The organism is Geodermatophilus sp. SYSU D00697 (assembly GCF_054050175.1).
This window is the reverse complement of record NZ_JBJGYV010000044.1, coordinates 21,711-36,404: the sequence shown is the minus strand read 5'-3', so window position 1 is coordinate 36,404 and position 14,694 is coordinate 21,711. Positions and strand designations below refer to the sequence as shown.

14 protein-coding genes and 1 pseudogene are annotated in these 14,694 nt (G+C 71.2%); 13 read left to right on the top strand and 2 right to left on the bottom strand.

The genetic code is table 11. The features are described 5' to 3' along the window. Positions 1-141 precede the first annotated feature (141 nt). The 5 genes from ACI79C_RS23780 to ACI79C_RS23760 all read left to right on the top strand — a co-directional run bounded on the left by ACI79C_RS23780 (position 142) and on the right by ACI79C_RS23760 (position 5,046). A complete protein-coding gene (locus ACI79C_RS23780; RefSeq protein WP_456948167.1) occupies positions 142-1,644 on the top strand; it encodes a rhamnulokinase in 1,503 nt (500 codons plus the stop codon). 37 nt (positions 1,645-1,681) lie between these two features. Beyond that, positions 1,682-2,464: a class II aldolase/adducin family protein gene (locus ACI79C_RS23775; RefSeq protein WP_456948166.1), complete on the top strand. Its 783-nt coding sequence runs from the start codon at positions 1,682-1,684 to the stop codon at positions 2,462-2,464. Positions 2,465-2,492: 28 nt separating this feature from the next. Continuing rightward, the gene (locus ACI79C_RS23770; RefSeq protein WP_456948165.1) at positions 2,493-3,236 is read left to right on the top strand and encodes an SDR family oxidoreductase; all 744 of its coding nucleotides are present in this window, start codon (positions 2,493-2,495) and stop codon (positions 3,234-3,236) included. 243 nt (positions 3,237-3,479) lie between these two features. Then, the gene (locus ACI79C_RS23765; protein WP_456948164.1) at positions 3,480-3,887 is read left to right on the top strand and encodes an excisionase family DNA-binding protein; all 408 of its coding nucleotides are present in this window, start codon (positions 3,480-3,482) and stop codon (positions 3,885-3,887) included. 931 nt (positions 3,888-4,818) lie between these two features. After that, a complete protein-coding gene (locus ACI79C_RS23760) occupies positions 4,819-5,046 on the top strand; it encodes a hypothetical protein (RefSeq protein ID WP_456948163.1) in 228 nt (75 codons plus the stop codon). A 242-nt stretch (positions 5,047-5,288) separates the two neighbouring features. Here ACI79C_RS23760 and ACI79C_RS23755 read toward each other — a convergent pair whose 3' ends face one another. Then, positions 5,289-5,459, bottom strand: coding sequence for a hypothetical protein (locus ACI79C_RS23755; protein ID WP_456948162.1), 171 nt, complete (start codon positions 5,457-5,459; stop codon positions 5,289-5,291). Positions 5,460-5,473: 14 nt separating this feature from the next. On the opposite strand from ACI79C_RS23755, the gene msrA reads away from it, so the two are divergent. The 7 genes and pseudogenes from msrA (at position 5,474) to ACI79C_RS23720 (ending at position 11,231) form a co-directional block, all read left to right on the top strand. Further along, positions 5,474-5,989 carry a peptide-methionine (S)-S-oxide reductase MsrA gene (gene msrA, locus ACI79C_RS23750; protein ID WP_456948161.1) on the top strand — a complete coding sequence of 172 codons (516 nt, stop codon included), beginning with the start codon at positions 5,474-5,476 and terminating at the stop codon, positions 5,987-5,989. Positions 5,990-6,264: 275 nt separating this feature from the next. Then, positions 6,265-7,182 carry a hypothetical protein gene (locus ACI79C_RS23745; protein WP_456948160.1) on the top strand — a complete coding sequence of 306 codons (918 nt, stop codon included), beginning with the start codon at positions 6,265-6,267 and terminating at the stop codon, positions 7,180-7,182. 61 nt (positions 7,183-7,243) lie between these two features. Beyond that, entirely contained in the window at positions 7,244-7,399 is a 156-nt protein-coding gene (locus ACI79C_RS23740) for a Zn-dependent oxidoreductase (protein ID WP_456948159.1), read from the top strand. Positions 7,400-7,648: 249 nt separating this feature from the next. Next, on the top strand, positions 7,649-9,424 hold the full coding sequence (locus ACI79C_RS23735) for a DUF429 domain-containing protein (RefSeq protein ID WP_456948158.1): 1,776 nt from the start codon (positions 7,649-7,651) through the stop codon (positions 9,422-9,424). A gap of 20 nt (positions 9,425-9,444) precedes the next feature. Then, positions 9,445-9,624, top strand: coding sequence for a Zn-dependent oxidoreductase (locus ACI79C_RS23730; protein WP_456948157.1), 180 nt, complete (start codon positions 9,445-9,447; stop codon positions 9,622-9,624). Between the two features lie 71 nt (positions 9,625-9,695). Then, a pseudogene (locus ACI79C_RS23725) lies at positions 9,696-9,782 on the top strand (SEC-C metal-binding domain-containing protein); the annotation flags it as partial. Between the two features lie 279 nt (positions 9,783-10,061). Further along, the gene (locus ACI79C_RS23720; RefSeq protein WP_456948168.1) at positions 10,062-11,231 is read left to right on the top strand and encodes a hypothetical protein; all 1,170 of its coding nucleotides are present in this window, start codon (positions 10,062-10,064) and stop codon (positions 11,229-11,231) included. A 121-nt stretch (positions 11,232-11,352) separates the two neighbouring features. On the opposite strand, the gene ACI79C_RS23715 is transcribed toward ACI79C_RS23720, so the two are convergent. Then, the gene (locus ACI79C_RS23715; protein ID WP_456948156.1) at positions 11,353-13,506 is read right to left on the bottom strand and encodes a KAP family NTPase; all 2,154 of its coding nucleotides are present in this window, start codon (positions 13,504-13,506) and stop codon (positions 11,353-11,355) included. Positions 13,507-13,701: 195 nt separating this feature from the next. On the opposite strand from ACI79C_RS23715, the gene ACI79C_RS23710 reads away from it, so the two are divergent. After that, positions 13,702-14,673, top strand: a complete 972-nt coding sequence (locus ACI79C_RS23710) for a quinone oxidoreductase family protein (protein ID WP_456948155.1) — start codon at positions 13,702-13,704, stop codon at positions 14,671-14,673. Positions 14,674-14,694: the final 21 nt, after the last annotated feature.

Genomic DNA, 14,694 nt, shown 5'->3' with positions numbered 1-14,694 from the left:
CCCTGCTCAAGCGCGAGGTCCTGCCCGACCACGTCGCCGACGCCGTCTACGCCCTCACCGCCGGGGACCTGTCCCGCACCACCGGCCTGCACATCCCCGTCGACTCCGGCGTCGCCGCCGCCTTCCTCCGCTGACCGGCTGGTGAGCACGCACGTCGCCGTGGACCTCGGCGCCACCAGCGGCCGGGTCATGGTGGGTGAGCTGCGGAACGGCCGGATCGCCCTCGCCGAGGCCCACCGGTTCCCGAACGAGCCGGTGGGCTCGGGCCGGCAGCAGCACTGGGACGTCGACGACCTGCTCGACCAGACCCTCACCGGGCTGCGGACGGCCGCCGCACTCCTCCCGGCCGACGCCGACCCCAGCGTGGGGGTCACGGCCTGGGGCGTCGACGTGGGCGTGCTCGGCGCCGGCGGGGGCCTGCTGGCACCGGTGCAGCACTACCGGGCCGCCGACCCCCGGGACGGACGGGCGCTGCTCGAGCGGTTCGGCGGCGACGGGCTCTTCCGGCGCACCGGCGTCCTCCCCCAGCGCATCAACACGCTGTTCCGGCTCCGGGGCGCCGTCGACGCGGCGGCGGCCGGCTCGGGTGCCGACGCACTGGACGGTGCGACCGCGCTGCTGGTCCCCGACCTGTGGTGCGCGCTGCTGACCGGCAGCCGCGCCGCGGAACGCTCCATCGCCAGCACGACCGGCCTGCTGTCGGCGGCGACCGGGGACTGGGACGCGGAGCTCGTCGGGGCCACCGGGGTGGACGCCGGCCTGCTGCCGCAGGTCGTGGACAACGCGACGCTCGCCGGCCCCCTGCGGCCGGACGTCGCCGACCGGATCGGGGCCGCCCGCCCCTGGGAGTTCGTCCGGGTCGCCTCGCACGACACGGCGTCGGCGGTCGCGGCGGTCTCCGGGCGCCCGCGGACGGCGTTCCTCTCCTCGGGCACCTGGTCCCTCGTCGGCGTCGAGACCGCCGCGCCGGTGACCTCCGCCGCGGCGCTCCGCGCCGGGTTCACCAACGAGGCGGGGCTGGCCGGCACGACGCTGTGCATGCGCAACCTGACCGGTCTCTGGCTGCTCGAGCAGGCGCTCCGCGCCTGGCGCGCGCAGGGCCTGGACGTCCCCGTCCCGGCACTCCTCGACGAGGCCGCGGCCCTCGGGCCGACGGCCGCCGCGGTCGACGTCGGCGCCCCCGACCTGGTCTCGGCCGGGGACGTCCTGCAGACCGTCACCGCTCTGTGCGCCGACGCCGGGATGACCCCGCCGGCCACCCCGGGCGAGGTGACCCGCTGCCTGCTGCAGAGCCTCGCGCTCAGCTACCGGCGGACGGTCGACCTGTGCGAGGCGCTGACCGGGGAACCGGTGGAGACGGTGCACATGACCGGCGGCGGCTCCCGCAACGCGCTGCTGCGCCGGCTCACCGCCGAGGCCTGCGGCCGGCCGGTCCGGTACGGGCCGGTGGAGGGCACCGCGCTGGGCAGCATCGCCACGCAGGCCGTCGCCCGCGGCGCCGTCCCCGACCTCGCCGAGATGCAGGCCGTGCTGGCCCGCAGCACGGACGTCGGCGTCGAGCCCCCGCCCGTCGACGAGGGCGTCCGCCGGTACTGGCGACGGCTCGACGGCCTCGTGCCGGTCACGAGCTGGACCGGACCGTGACCAGCCCCCCGACCCGACCACTCCCCGGGAGATCCGCGTGACCACCGCCGCCGGCCCGTCCACCCCCGACCTCACCGAGCTGGTGCAGCTCTCCCGCACCCTGGGCGAGCCGGGGCGTCGCTTCGCGATCCTCGCCGAGGGCAACACGTCGCAGCGGGTCGGCGAGGACCTGCTGGCGGTCAAGGTGACGGGCCGGTCGCTGCGCGACGCGCGCGCGGAGGACTTCGTCCTGGTCAGCCTGGAGCGGCTCTCCGCGCTGGTCGACGAGCCCGACGCCGGGGACGCCGACGTCGCCGCGTACTTCGACGAGGTCGAGGCCGAGCAGGGCGCCCGCCCCTCGGTGGAGGCGCTGCTGCACGTCGTCTGCGTCCTCGACGCCGGCGCGACGACCGCCGCCCACACCCACCCGGAGTCGGTCAACGCGCTGCTGTGCACCGACCGGGCCGCGGTGCTCGCCGAGCAGCCGCTCTTCCCCGACCAGGTCGTCGTCCTGGGCCGCCGGGCGCTGCTGGTCCCCTACACCGACCCCGGGGTGGTCCTCGCCCGGGAGGTCCGCCGCCGGCTGGCCGACTACGTGCCCGAGCACGGCCTGCCGCGGGCGATCTACCTCGCCAACCACGGCATGTTCGCCCTCGGGAGCAGCGCCGCCCAGGCCCTGCAGGTGACCGAGATGGCCGACAAGACCGCCCGCGTGCTCGGCCGGGCGCTGAGCCTGGGCACCGTCGTCCCGATGACGGAGGAGAGCGTCGTGCGGATCGACAGCCGGCAGGACGAACAGGTCCGCCGCGACGCGCTGGCGACGGCGTCCCTCCGTCCCTGACCCCGCCCGCCGACGAACGAGGAGAGACATGACCGCCACCGCAGCCGAGGCCGCGCACCCCGCCCGCGTCGCCCTGGTCACCGGCGCCAGCTCGGGCATCGGCCTGGCGATCGCCCGGTCGCTGTCCGCCGAGGGCGCGCACGTCGTCCTGACGGCGCGCTCGGCGGACCGGCTCGAGGCGGCCGCCGCACAGCTGCCCGGGCCCAGCACCGTCCTGCCGGCCGACGTCAGCGAGGCCGGCGCCGGCAAGCGGATCGTCGACGCCACCCTCGGCGAGCACGGCCGGCTCGACGTGCTGGTGGCCAACGCCGGCGTCTACGTCCAGGGCAACGTCTGGGAGAACGACGCCACGCAGCTCGCCCAGCTGGTCAGCACGAACGTCACCGGGGTCATCGCGGCCGTGCACGCCGCGCTGCCGGCGATGATCGGGCGCGGGTCCGGCGACGTCGTCGTCACGAGTTCGGTCTCCGGGCACCAGGCCATCCCCTGGGAGCCGGTCTACTCGGCGTCCAAGCACGCGCTGCAGTCGTTCGTGCACGGCGTCCGCCAGCAGCTGGTCGGCACGGGGGTGCGGATCATGTCGATCGCGCCGGGCGTGGTGCTCAACGACCTGTGGGCGGTCGCCGACGAGGACGAGGTCGCCGACGGGGTGGCCGCGGGCACCGGCATGCGCTCCGAGGACGTCGCGGACGCCGCCTCCTTCATGCTCGGCCGGCCCCGGCACCTCACCGTGCGCGACCTGGTCCTCCTGCCGACGAACCAGCCGATCTGACCGCCGGCCGCGTGGGCGCCCCGTGCGCCGCGTGCGCCGCGCCTCGCGCACGTCACCTCGCGCATCGCAACGGACCCGTCCGGCGCACGGTCAACAACTGACGAAGCGGACCGGTTCGTCTCGTTCCTCGTGCTCTCGCGTCGGGCTCCGCCGTCCCCCTACTGTCGGTACCAGCACGGACGCGGATCGTCACCGGCGGCGAGCCGGCCCCGCATCCCGTGGACCGCTACCGAGAGGAACGACGTGTCCCTGCCCCAGCGCTCCCCCGCTCCGGTTCTCCCCCGTTCCGCCACCTACGGCACGCGCCCGGCCCGGCCCGTCGCGCCCGGCTCCCACCTCGGGATGCGCCCCGCACCGGCCCACGTCCGCCCGCAGCCCGGCCTCGCCCCGATGGGCCAGCGCCCCATGGCCGCGCGGCCGGCCGGCCCCTCCGCGGCGCCACGGCCGGCGATGGAGCGGCCCGCTCCGCGCGCTGCGGTCAGCTTCCTGACGGTGGCCGAGGTCGCGGCGATCATGCGCGTGTCCAAGATGACCGTCTACCGCCTCGTGCACGGCGGCGAGCTGTCCGCCGTCCGCGTCGGCCGGTCCTTCCGGGTCCCCGAGCCGGCGGTGCGCGAGTACCTGTCCGACGCCCGCACCGACGTCGCCTGACGACGGGACCGGCCCGGGCACGGACCTGAGCCGACCGGGGTGCCGACTCCCCGGTCGGCAAGCACGCGGCGGACCGCCCTGACGGCCGCCAGACCCGAGCCACGCGGCGCTGCGCTGATCTCGACCGACCGCCGCGAGGTTGGGGGGATAGCCTCGGCAGGCCTGTTGACGGCACCCAGCAGAAGTCGACGACTGCCCCACCTCAGGAAGTGGAGGCCGCGGTGACTGCACGGGGCGCTCCTGGATCCGGCGGAACGCGTCAGGTTGATGAGGATCGCACGTCACCCTCCAGACAGACGACGTGCCACCTGGGTTGCAGCGTTGCTGACGTAGGACGACAACGACCCACCCATGCGTTCTTTGGCAAGTCCCACAGCCCCACGAACGGGGTGGCACTCCGCTCGGTGTCGAATGGCCGTGCGAATGTTCTCGAATGAGCACAACGCCCCCTGACGGCGTGCCCGGACAGGGCGGATCCGGAGCCACTGACGTTCCATCCGGCTACGGCCATGTGCCGCGCGCCACTCCGGCCGCAGGCTGGTATCCCACTCCGACCGGCGAGCAGCAGTACTGGGATGGCGAGCAGTGGCTTGCACTACCTCCACCCGCCGGAACGTCCGAACCGGGCATGGGTACGCCTGCGCCCAGCTCGGCGCCGAGGAAGCGGCGGGTTGGGAAGTGGTTCGCGATCGCCGGCGTGGTGGCTGCGCTTCTGGGCCTCGTCGGGGGTGGTATCGCCTGGAAGGTGGCCCATGACGCACGAGTGGCAGCAGCGGAGGCGGAGGCCGCGGCCGAGAAGGCCGCGGCCGAAGAACGTGAAGAATAAGAGCGCAGGGATGCCGCGGCTGCCGCCGCTCAAGCGAGACGAGACGAAGCGGAACGCAACGCACGGCGCTCGTCCGTCACCGAGATCGAGTCGAGCGTCAAGGAGATGGCCGAGGGGCACGCGGCCGACGGCATCATCGATGGCCCGATCATTGATGTGAGTTGCTCTCCGGTCGGTGGCGGCTCCACCGACGACCTCACGGAGCAGACGACCGTTTTCGAATGCTTCGCCGCCAACGAGGACAACGGCGACGGAACGATGAGTGGGTACAAGTACAACGCGACGATGAACTGGACAAGCGGCTCCTTCACTTACGGCCTCGGCGCACCGTAGAAGCTCGCATCTGCCGTACGGCGCACAACGAACGAGCCGGTCGATCTTGTTTCGACCAGCTCGTTCGTTGGGGACGTCCACGGACGGGACTCAGTTCCCTGAGCGTTTGATCACCGCCCACACCAGCACGGCCGCTGCCCTGCGGACCAGCCCACGTGCCTCGTTCGCCGCCACCGAGCGTGACCCCTGAACGGAGCGAGGGGCGCACTGATGAGCGGCGGTGTCGTGTAGCCATGCATCCATCACCCCCGGGCCTCGACGGCATGCGAGCCGTGCAGATCAAGTCGCGCCACCCTGGAGCCGAGCAGGATGACGCAGCCGTACTCCCAGCGCAGCTCGGGGAGATCGCCGCGCTGGTCACCGACGAGGAAACACCGGCCGGGGTCGCGGTGTTCACCCATCGTGCTGGACACAGAGGGAGGCACACGTGACCACTGAGACCGCGATCCTCGCCGGCGGCTGCTTCTGGGGCGCCCAGGAGCTGCTGCGCAAGCGCCCCGGCGTGCTCTCCACCCGGGTCGGGTACTCCGGCGGCGACACACCCAACGCCACGTACCGGAACCACGGTGACCACGCCGAGGCGGTCGAGATCGTCTTCGACCCCGAGAAGATCTCGTTCCGGGAGCTGCTGGAGTTCTTCTTCCAGATCCACGACCCGTCGACGAAGGACCGGCAGGGCAACGACGTGGGCAGGAGCTACCGCTCGGCGATCTTCTACACGAGCGAGGAGCAGCGGCGCGTCGCGCTCGACACGATCGCCGACGTCGACGCCTCGGGCCTGTGGCCGGGAAAGGTCGTCACCGAGGTGACACCGGCCGGCCCGTTCTGGGAGGCCGAGGAGGAGCACCAGGACTACCTCCAGAAGATCCCCTTCGGCTACACCTGCCACTACGTGCGGCCGGACTGGGTGCTCCCGCGTCGCGAGGCGCAGACCACCCGATGACCTGAGGTCCCGATCGGCGCGTCCCGGACGACGAGCCGGGGCCCCATCGAGACCATCGGTGCGACGACGTCGAGGGGGACGACCCTGCGAGGGGGCGTCCCCCTCGACGCCTGTCCTGCCGGTCCGGGGACACCCGGCCCGAAGGCGGCGGGACCGCCGGCGCGGACACGACGGCCCCGCCCGCCGCGCCACACCCGGACGTGACCGGTGGGACGCGTGGGGGCCGTGGGGCGCGGCGCCACCACCGGCGCGGCGGCCCTGCGCACGATGGGGCCATGCCCGCACGCCCGGCCGCCGTCGCCGCCCTGCCGGCCGCTCCGGGCGTGTACCGCTTCCGGGACGCCAGCGGCCGCGTGCTGTACGTCGGGCGGGCCGGGGAGCTGCGCCGCCGGGTCAGCTCCTACTGGGGCGATCTGCGGGACCGCCGCCACCTGCGGCGAATGGTCCCCCGGGTCGCCCGGATCGAGGCGCTGGTGTGCGACTCCGTGCACGAGGCCGCCTGGGCCGAACGCAACCTGCTCGAGCGGTCGCTGCCCCCGTGGAACCGGATGGTCGGCGGCCTGGAGGTGCCCGTCCGCATCCGCCTGGACCCCTCGCCGGAGGCGCCGCGTCTGGGTCTCACCTCCGCGCACCGGCCGGCACCGGGTGTCCGCTTCTTCGGGCCCTACCTCGGCGCCCGCAAGGTACAGCTGGCCGTGTCCGGACTGGAGCGGCTGTACCCGCTCGGCCACGCCGGCCCGACCCGCACCGCCGGCGAGCGGGAGCTGGCGCGGCTGCGCGGCGGGCAGGACACCCCCGTCGCGCAGCTGGCGAGGGCCGTGGCGTCCGTGCTGGACCGCGAGCCGACGGCGGTCGCCGGCGCACTGGCGGCGCTCACTGCCCGGCGCGACGCCGCGGCCGGGGCGCAGGCCTACGAGGCCGCGGCCCGGCTCCAGGAGGAGATCGAGGCGGTCGAGTGGGTGGTCGCGCCGCAGCGGGTCACCGCGCCCGCCGGGGACGGCGACGAGGACGTCACCGCCTGGGCGGACGACGTCCTGGTCCGGCTCCGGATCCGGGACGGCCGACTCCGGGCCTGGGAGCAGGAGACCTGCACCAGGCCGGTGCCCGGCACCCGGGCGCCGACCGGATGGGTGCCCTTCCTGCGTCGCAACGCGGAGCTGGCCGCCCGGCTCGCAGCGCTGCCCGTCAGCTGAGCTGCTCCGCGGGGAGGTGCTGGTCCACGCCGCCCTCGGCCGCGGCCGTAGCCTCGCCGTCATGCGTGCCGTGCAGATCACCCGCTTCGGCGGGCCCGAGGTCCTCGACGTGGTCGACCTGCCCGACCCCACCCCCGGCGAGGGTCAGCAGCTCTACGAGGTCAGCTCCGCCGGCGTGAACTTCGCTGACACCCACCACCGGCTGTCTCGCAACTGACCTGAACCACTCCACATGCGCGATGCAGCCCGCGGGCATCCGCGTCGCTGCGACGACGTGCAGGACGGCGATGCGGTCACCGCCTCCCGCGCGGTCAGCGGCCCGATCACGACCTGCAGGCGCTCGTCGACCACGAGGTGACGGCCTGCGGGCGGGCGTCCTGAGGAGCCGCGCCCGCGGCGAGTCTGTGTCGTGAGGGTTCCGCCGGGACGAGGCCCGACGGGCTGCAGGGCAGGGCAAGCTGACTCCGTGCATCACATCGGGATCGACCTCGCCTGGGGGCTCAAGCAACCCACCGGCCTCGCGGTGCTGGACGACGGCGGCCGGCTGGTGCACGTCAGCGCGGTCCGCACCGACGAGCAGATCGAGACCGCGCTGACCCCGTTCACCGCCGGCCCGTGCATCGTGGCGATCGACGCCCCGCTGGTGGTCACCAACGCAACCGGGAACCGGGCCGCCGAGCGCGCGCTCAACGCCGACTTCGCGAGGTTCCAGGCCGGGGCGCACCCGACGAACACCGGCAAACCCGAGTTCGTCGACGGTGACACCCGCGGCGCGCGGATCGTCCGGCGCTTGGGGCTGGACCTCGACCCTCGCTCAGGCCGCGGCCGCCGGGCGATCGAGGTCTACCCGCACGCGGCGACGGTGGCGCTGTTCCGGCTGGGCCGCACGCTGAAGTACAAGAACAAGCCGGGCCGGACGCTCGAGCAGATGCGCGCGGAGCTGCTGCTGCTCGTCGACCTGCTGGGCGCGGTGGTCGAGCTCGGACTCGGTGCACCGTTCGCCGCGCTGCGCCAGCAGGTGCAGGCAGCCACTCGCAAGAGCGAGCTGCGGGTGGCGGAAGACCAGGTCGACGCCGTGGTATGCGCCTACGTGGGGTGGATCACCGTCCGGCGCCCGGACGAGGTGACCACCTACGGCGACGCGGCCGGCGGTGCCATCCTGACCCCGACCCTGCCGCCGGACCTGAAGCCCGCCGCCCGGGTCGCCGCACCCCCGCCCGACCCGGTGCAGCAGGCCATCCAGGCGTACGCCGACGGCCGGCCCGAGACCCTGGCCGCGGGAGCGCAGGCGCTCGCGCTCGTCACCGGGGTGCTCGACGACGCCGGGATCAACTACCTGTCGGTGACCGGGCGGACCAAGACCATCGCCTCGTTCGCGGAGAAGGCGGCCCGCGTGGTCGACGGCGTGCCTGCCTATCCGGACCCGGCGCGGGACATCACCGATCAGATCGGCGTGCGGGTGATCACCTACGTGCAGAGCGACGTGGAGGCGGTCGCCGAGCTGCTGGCCGAGCAGGTGCGGGTGATCGACGACCGCGACATGGGGCGGCAGACCGCGCAGCAGGGACGGTTCGGTTACTCCAGCCGGCACCTGCTGATCGGCGTGGACCCGGCTCGGGCGGCGGAGTGGCCGGAGTTGGTCGGGCGCGTGGTGCAGGTGCAGGTTCGCACGGTGCTGCAGCACGCGTGGGCAGAGTTCGAGCACGACATCCGCTACAAGGGCACGGTGCCGGACGAGCACGCCTCCGAGTTCGACCGCCGGTTCACCCTGGCCGCCGGGTTGCTGGAGCTGGCCGATCAGCAGTTCACCGCGATCCGCGAGCGCCTTCGGGCACCAGCTCCCAGTGACGAGGCCGACGACATCGACCCCGACGACCCTCGGATCGCGCCCCGGGAACTGGCTGCGTTCCTGGCCGGCCAGTACGCCGACGCCGACTGGTCACGCCCGGATCACTACACCTGGATCTCCGGCCTGCTGCTCGAACTGGGCGTGACCAGCCTGGTGGAGCTGGGCGAGGTGCTGCGCGGCGCCGACGACAGCGGCATCACGGCCCGGATGGGCTACCGCTATCCCCCGGGTGCCGTGCGCCGGCTGGACGACGCGCTGCTGGCCGGCTTCGGGCAGCGGTACGTGGACCTCCACGGCAACGCCGATCGGCGGACCGCGCTGACCACCCGGCTCCAGCGGCTGACCGGCGGTCCGGCGACCGGCGGTGCCGGCCGGAACGACGTCCGGGCGTGAGCAGGTCATAGCCTCTCCCCATGCGCGCTGTCCAGATCACCGAGTTCGGTGGCCCCGAGGTCCTCAACGTCGTCGACCTGCCCGACCCGGCTCCCCGGGACGGCGAGCAGCTCTACGAGGTCTCCGCGGCCGGCATCAACTACGCCGACACCCACCACCGGCTGCCGAAGTCCGTCGCCGTAGCGTTCCTGCCCCGCTGATCTGCCTGCCCACAGGGCTCCACGAGTTGGACGCCACCGAAACTCTCGCTCGGCTGCGAGAGGATGGTCCCGTGGTGGGATCCGGCCTGTTGGCGCCGTACGGACGTAATGAGGCCTGCTGGTGCGGTTCTCGTCGCAAGTACAAGCTGTGTCACGGAATCGAGCGACCGCCGTCTCGGCCGGGCGCTCCGCTTCCTCCAGACCCCGAAGGCAGCAGGTGGTTGAGTCCGACAGTCTCGCTGGCAAACGATGCGCTGATCGGGACGATGCCGGCAGGGACCGATATCACGTTGCCACCCGGTGGTCCGAGGCCTAGGGCGATCTCGTATACGAACTGGGAGGCCGACCTCGCGACGGCGTTTAGTAGCGGCCCGGAATCGTTGAGCGTCGAGGCTCTCGGCACATTGCGTATCGAGGTTCTTCGGCGGCTAGCTGGAATGTCCATCAGCGACGATCCGCCATCTGACAACATCATCGAGGCTCTGTACCAACTCGCTGCAGAGACGGTGCGCACGGTCGCTCAATTGGCGAGGCAAGAGCCACGACCAGCGATGCTGTGGAACCAGGAACTTGATGTCGCACGATTCCTGGGTCGGACGCTGCTTATTGCGGACCACGTGTTGTACCCAGACCACGTGTTCGACAGCCTGCGCGGCACTCCCACGGTGCGCCGGCTACGACAGGACGCGATAACCGAGCTGAAGAACGCTGAACTGCTGGGTGGTGGCATCGCCATCCCGGTCCCCGCAGGAGTGGCCATGGCCGCCCAAGGCGCCACGGCTCAGAAGTTGGCTGCTGCGGACTTGCAGGTCGCCGCATTGATTGAGTGGGTGCGCAATCAGTTGATTATCGAAGGGCCCACCGCTCGCGAAGCGCTCTTTGTGCGCGCAGCAGACGATCCGGCTCAGGAGGTCGCTAATTTCTGGCTGTACGCCCACATCGACCGGGATTCGATCGACCGTGAGACCGGGCGCTTCAGAACCTTGATGCTGCAGCCGTACAAGCCTGCGTTTGACTACGAGCCGTGGATCAACCAGGTGAAGGACTCGGCGGTCAGCGCATTGGTGCAGCGTACGCACGAACGAGTAGTCGCAGCGGATGTTTTCGGTTCGGAGTACGTCTCAGCATCCCTATTCGAGGCCAGGCTGCTTCATATTCGGGCGCGTCATGCACGCATTCGGCCGGCGCAAGCTGCATTATGGGCTGACGTGCCCGAGCTACCTTCGCTGCGAAGCCCCGAGTTGGCCAAGCTGTTGAAGAATGAAGACGCCATCGAGGATCTGCGCCGGCAGGTGCGTGCATCGTTGAGGACCGCTCGCACGGATAACGAGAACATTGACGCGATCACCGAACTGACTCACCAACTCGAGGCCGCGTCCTACAACCTACAGAAAGTAGCGAGCTCAGATCGCGTTTGGAAGGCCGTCATTCCAGGCGGCTTGTCAGGCGCGTCCATGATGATAGGCGGAATCACCGGCGGGCTCGTTGGCGTGGGCGTGGGTGCGTTAGGTGCGCTTGCCACTCTGGCGCCGTTCCTAGGTGACCGTATGACTGCTCGAAGGCAGGCCGCGTATGTCTTCGTCGCTGCCCGTCGAGCCCGCAGGTAACGATCAGACTCAAAGGCGGAACGTCCGAGGACCGGGCGTCAGGCCCGGCGGAATTGGGAGCCGTGCGCGGATGTGTGGAGATGCTCCCTGAGGTGGGTCCGGCCTGGAGAGCCGAAGCGCTTCAAACGCGTGGGCTCACGACGTTTCGGCCGCAGGACCCTTGATGTAGCCGGCTGCAAATCCCCGACGTCGGGCCCAACTGAGTGTCGGTCCAGGTCTCGCGCTCGCTATGGTCAGCTGAGTCGGCTTCCAGGCCCGTGATCTTACTGAACAATTCACCCGAGAACGACGCTGACGCCGGTGGCGCTCCGGTTGGGCCGCCGATGATGTAGGCGAACCCAACCAAACGGGCCGCGACATCTCCGACGGTGAACTCCCCAGCCGCTACGCCATCGCGGACGGCGGCCCGAAGCTCTGGCAAGAGGCCGGCTTCGTCGACCACGCCGTACAGAAAGGGACTGCCGACCTCACCCTCGGAGTCATCTCGCCCGCGAAGATCGTCTAGCAGCATGGGGAGGATCCGGGTGGCCTCACGCCGCAGCGCATTGCGAAGCGCTTCCTGGGTCTCGGGACGGATGCGCTCCATGGCGCTGGTGGCTCTGGAGACGACGTGCGCGCGCCGATGGGTTTGATTGCAGGCGGCCAGCGCAGAGTCAACGTCCGCTTCTGGGTCGGCGTCCAGCAGGAGGCGCAGCAGATTCGCCATCCAGTAGGCCGTCTGAGACTGAGACGACGGCCACGCGGCGATGCGGTCCGGGAGCTGGTCGACCAAACCCATGCCGGTACGGAGCAAGTCAAGCGATACCGGGCCCTCGGGTGCTTCGCCACGTGTCCAGGGTTCCCCAATGTCGGGGTAGCGGACCCGAATCTTGCTCAGCGCGAGAATGACCTGCTCATCGTCCTCGGCCAAGATGAGGCCGCGGAGTTTGTCGGGGTCTCCGTCGGCTGCCTGTGCCAGTGCTCCGGCGATCGCCGCGTCAGGGATGTCGCCCTCAGGAATGGATTGGGCGAGGTAGCGGTCGAAGTACTCGGGGTGCGCGAATCTACCGGCCTTGGCGCGTGCGGCGTGCTTCTCGGCGAAGGCCGGAAACAGCGTCTGGAGGACGGCGCGAGCATCACGCTGGTCTTGGCCGTCCTCGACGGCGGCGAGCAACGTGTCCCAGTCGGGCCCGGCGTCGTCGCGCGAGCCACGGCTGATCCAGCCGGTCGACCCGCTCGTGAGCTCGGTCTTCCAGCGCTGGAGACGCCCAAACAGGTCGGGGAACTGAACTCTGAGAAAGGTCGCCAAGATGAGGTCAACGTCGTTCACCTCATGGAGGTCGTGAATGCGGAACTGCTCGCGAACCTGAGCCAGAAACCGTTCGATGGCTCGAGGCGTCGTCAGCTGGGAAGGCAAAGTGGTGAGGACGAGGCGTCCGAGGCGATGCTCTTCGAGTTTCGTCTCGACCCGCTCGAGAGTCACGATTTCGGTGAGGCCAGCACCGAGCATCTTTACAATCTTGCCCGTCAACAGCGGCGGCATGCTCAGCGGGTACTGGACGATCTTCTCCATGAACGCCCGTGCGCGCGCTGTCGAGACTCGGCCGCGGGCGGGGTCCTGGAGAGTCTCGACCAACGTCTGCTCGTCGTACGCGAGCAGGAAATCAACGCCAGGGAAGCGACCAAGCAACCTGACGACTTTCAGCAGGTCTAGCAGTTCAAGCGGCTGCAGCCGGTCGATGTCGTCCACAATGACCAAGATCGGTGTACTGAGGTTTCGCAGCTCAGCCGCAACCTCGGCGAATGCGACATTCCAAGGTTTGCGGAGCCGGTCCTCGGCAGTGCGGCTCGCCTCGACGATGCCGGCCCCCACCACCGGGATCGCGGCGGCCAGAGGTCGGGCAATGCTGGCGTAGGCGGTGATTCGCTCACGAAGCCGTCGGGTCCCTTCGGCTTGCGGGGCGGCTCCGGCTAGCACGGCGAAGAACTCCTCGAGCAACGCCTCGGTCCCCGAGGTCGCCCACGGGGTGAACGACACGACGCGCCAACGGCCGTCACCTGTCCTGCCCGGGGCGGTGAGGAAGTGCTTGATCATCGCGATCACCGACGACTTGCCGCTGCCCCAAGGCCCCTCTAGTCCGTAGACGACGCTGGACTCAGCCGTGTGGTTCTCGTCGATGAGCCGTGCAGCATGCTCTGCGAACGGCGCTCGGCCAAGCCGGTCCTGCTCGACGGAGCCGATGGGGTCGTCGTGCCATCCCGGAGCCTCGCGTTCAACACCATTGGGCTCAGTCACAAAATCGAGTTTAGGGTCAGCAACTGACACGCTTCGCGTTCATACAGAACGCGAGACTTGGGTGCGTTCTGGCGTACCTCCCTGCGCGTACGTCGAAAGCAACTTGTGCGCCTCCTAGACAGCGGGTGCGGCGGTCAGTACCTCGAGCAGCCATGCCCACGACCCGGTCCCGTGCCAGCCCCTAGTGTCAGTCGCATGCGTGCCGTGCAGATCACCCGCTTCGGCGGCCCGGAAGTCCTCGACATCGTCGACCTGCCCGACCCCACCCCCGGCGAGGGTCAGCAGCTCTACGAGGTCAGCTCCGCCGGCGTGAACTTCGCTGACACCCACCAGATCGAGGACAGCTACCTCGCTCCCCAGCAACTGCCGCTGGTCCCGGGCGCGGAGTTCGTCGGGACGCCGGCCGGCGGCGGGCCGCGGGTCGTCGGGCTGCTCGACGGCGGCGGCTACGCCGAGAAGGTGGCCGCGCACCCGCGGCTGACGTGGGAGGTGCCCGACGGCGTCTCCGACGACGCGGCGCTGGCCGTCGTCCTCCAGGGCGCCACCGCCTGGCACCTGCTGCGCACCAGCGCCCACCTGGCCCCCGGCGAGACCGTCGTCGTCGTCGCCGGCGCCGGCGGGGTCGGGTCGCTGGCCGTCCAGCTCGCCCGGCGCTGGGGCGCCGGCCGGGTGATCGCCACCGCCTCCAGCTCGGAGAAGCGGGCGCTGACCGAGGAGCTCGGCGCCGACGCCTCGGTCGACCCCGCCCTGGCCGACGACGACCCCAAGGCCTTCGCCGCCGCGCTGCGCGAGGCCAACGGCGGGAAGCCGGTCGACGTGGTGCTGGAGATGACCGGCGGGCACGTCTTCGACGGGTCGCTGTCGGCACTGGCGCCCTTCGGCCGGCTGGTCACCTACGGCATGGCCGCCCGGACACCGGCGTCCGCGGTGCACCCCGGCGCGCTGATGCAGAAGAGCCGGGCGGTCATCGGCTTCTGGCTGGCCCAGTGCATGACCCGGCCGCACATGATGGACGACGCGATGACCGAGCTGCTGCCGCTCGTGGCCGAGGGCGCGCTCCAGCCGATCGCCGGGGGCCGCTACCCGCTGACCGCCGTCCGGGAGGCGCACCAGGACCTGCTCGCCCGCCGCACCACCGGCAAGCTCTCCCTCGACCCGTCCCGCTGAGCGGAGGCGATCGGTGCGCGT

Bases quoted from the DNA above. Each gene is read 5' to 3' on its own strand.
- ACI79C_RS23770 (WP_456948165.1), top strand. From the start codon at position 2,493: ATGACCGCCACCGCAGCCGAGGCCGCGCACCCCGCCCGCGTCGCCCTG.
- ACI79C_RS23760 (WP_456948163.1), top strand. From the start codon at position 4,819: ATGGCCGAGGGGCACGCGGCCGACGGCATCATCGATGGCCCGATCATT.
- ACI79C_RS23745 (WP_456948160.1), top strand. From the start codon at position 6,265: ATGCCCGCACGCCCGGCCGCCGTCGCCGCCCTGCCGGCCGCTCCGGGC.
- ACI79C_RS23740 (WP_456948159.1), top strand. From the start codon at position 7,244: ATGCGTGCCGTGCAGATCACCCGCTTCGGCGGGCCCGAGGTCCTCGAC.
- ACI79C_RS23730 (WP_456948157.1), top strand. From the start codon at position 9,445: ATGCGCGCTGTCCAGATCACCGAGTTCGGTGGCCCCGAGGTCCTCAAC.
- ACI79C_RS23720 (WP_456948168.1), top strand. From the start codon at position 10,062: ATGTCCATCAGCGACGATCCGCCATCTGACAACATCATCGAGGCTCTG.
- ACI79C_RS23710 (WP_456948155.1), top strand. From the start codon at position 13,702: ATGCGTGCCGTGCAGATCACCCGCTTCGGCGGCCCGGAAGTCCTCGAC.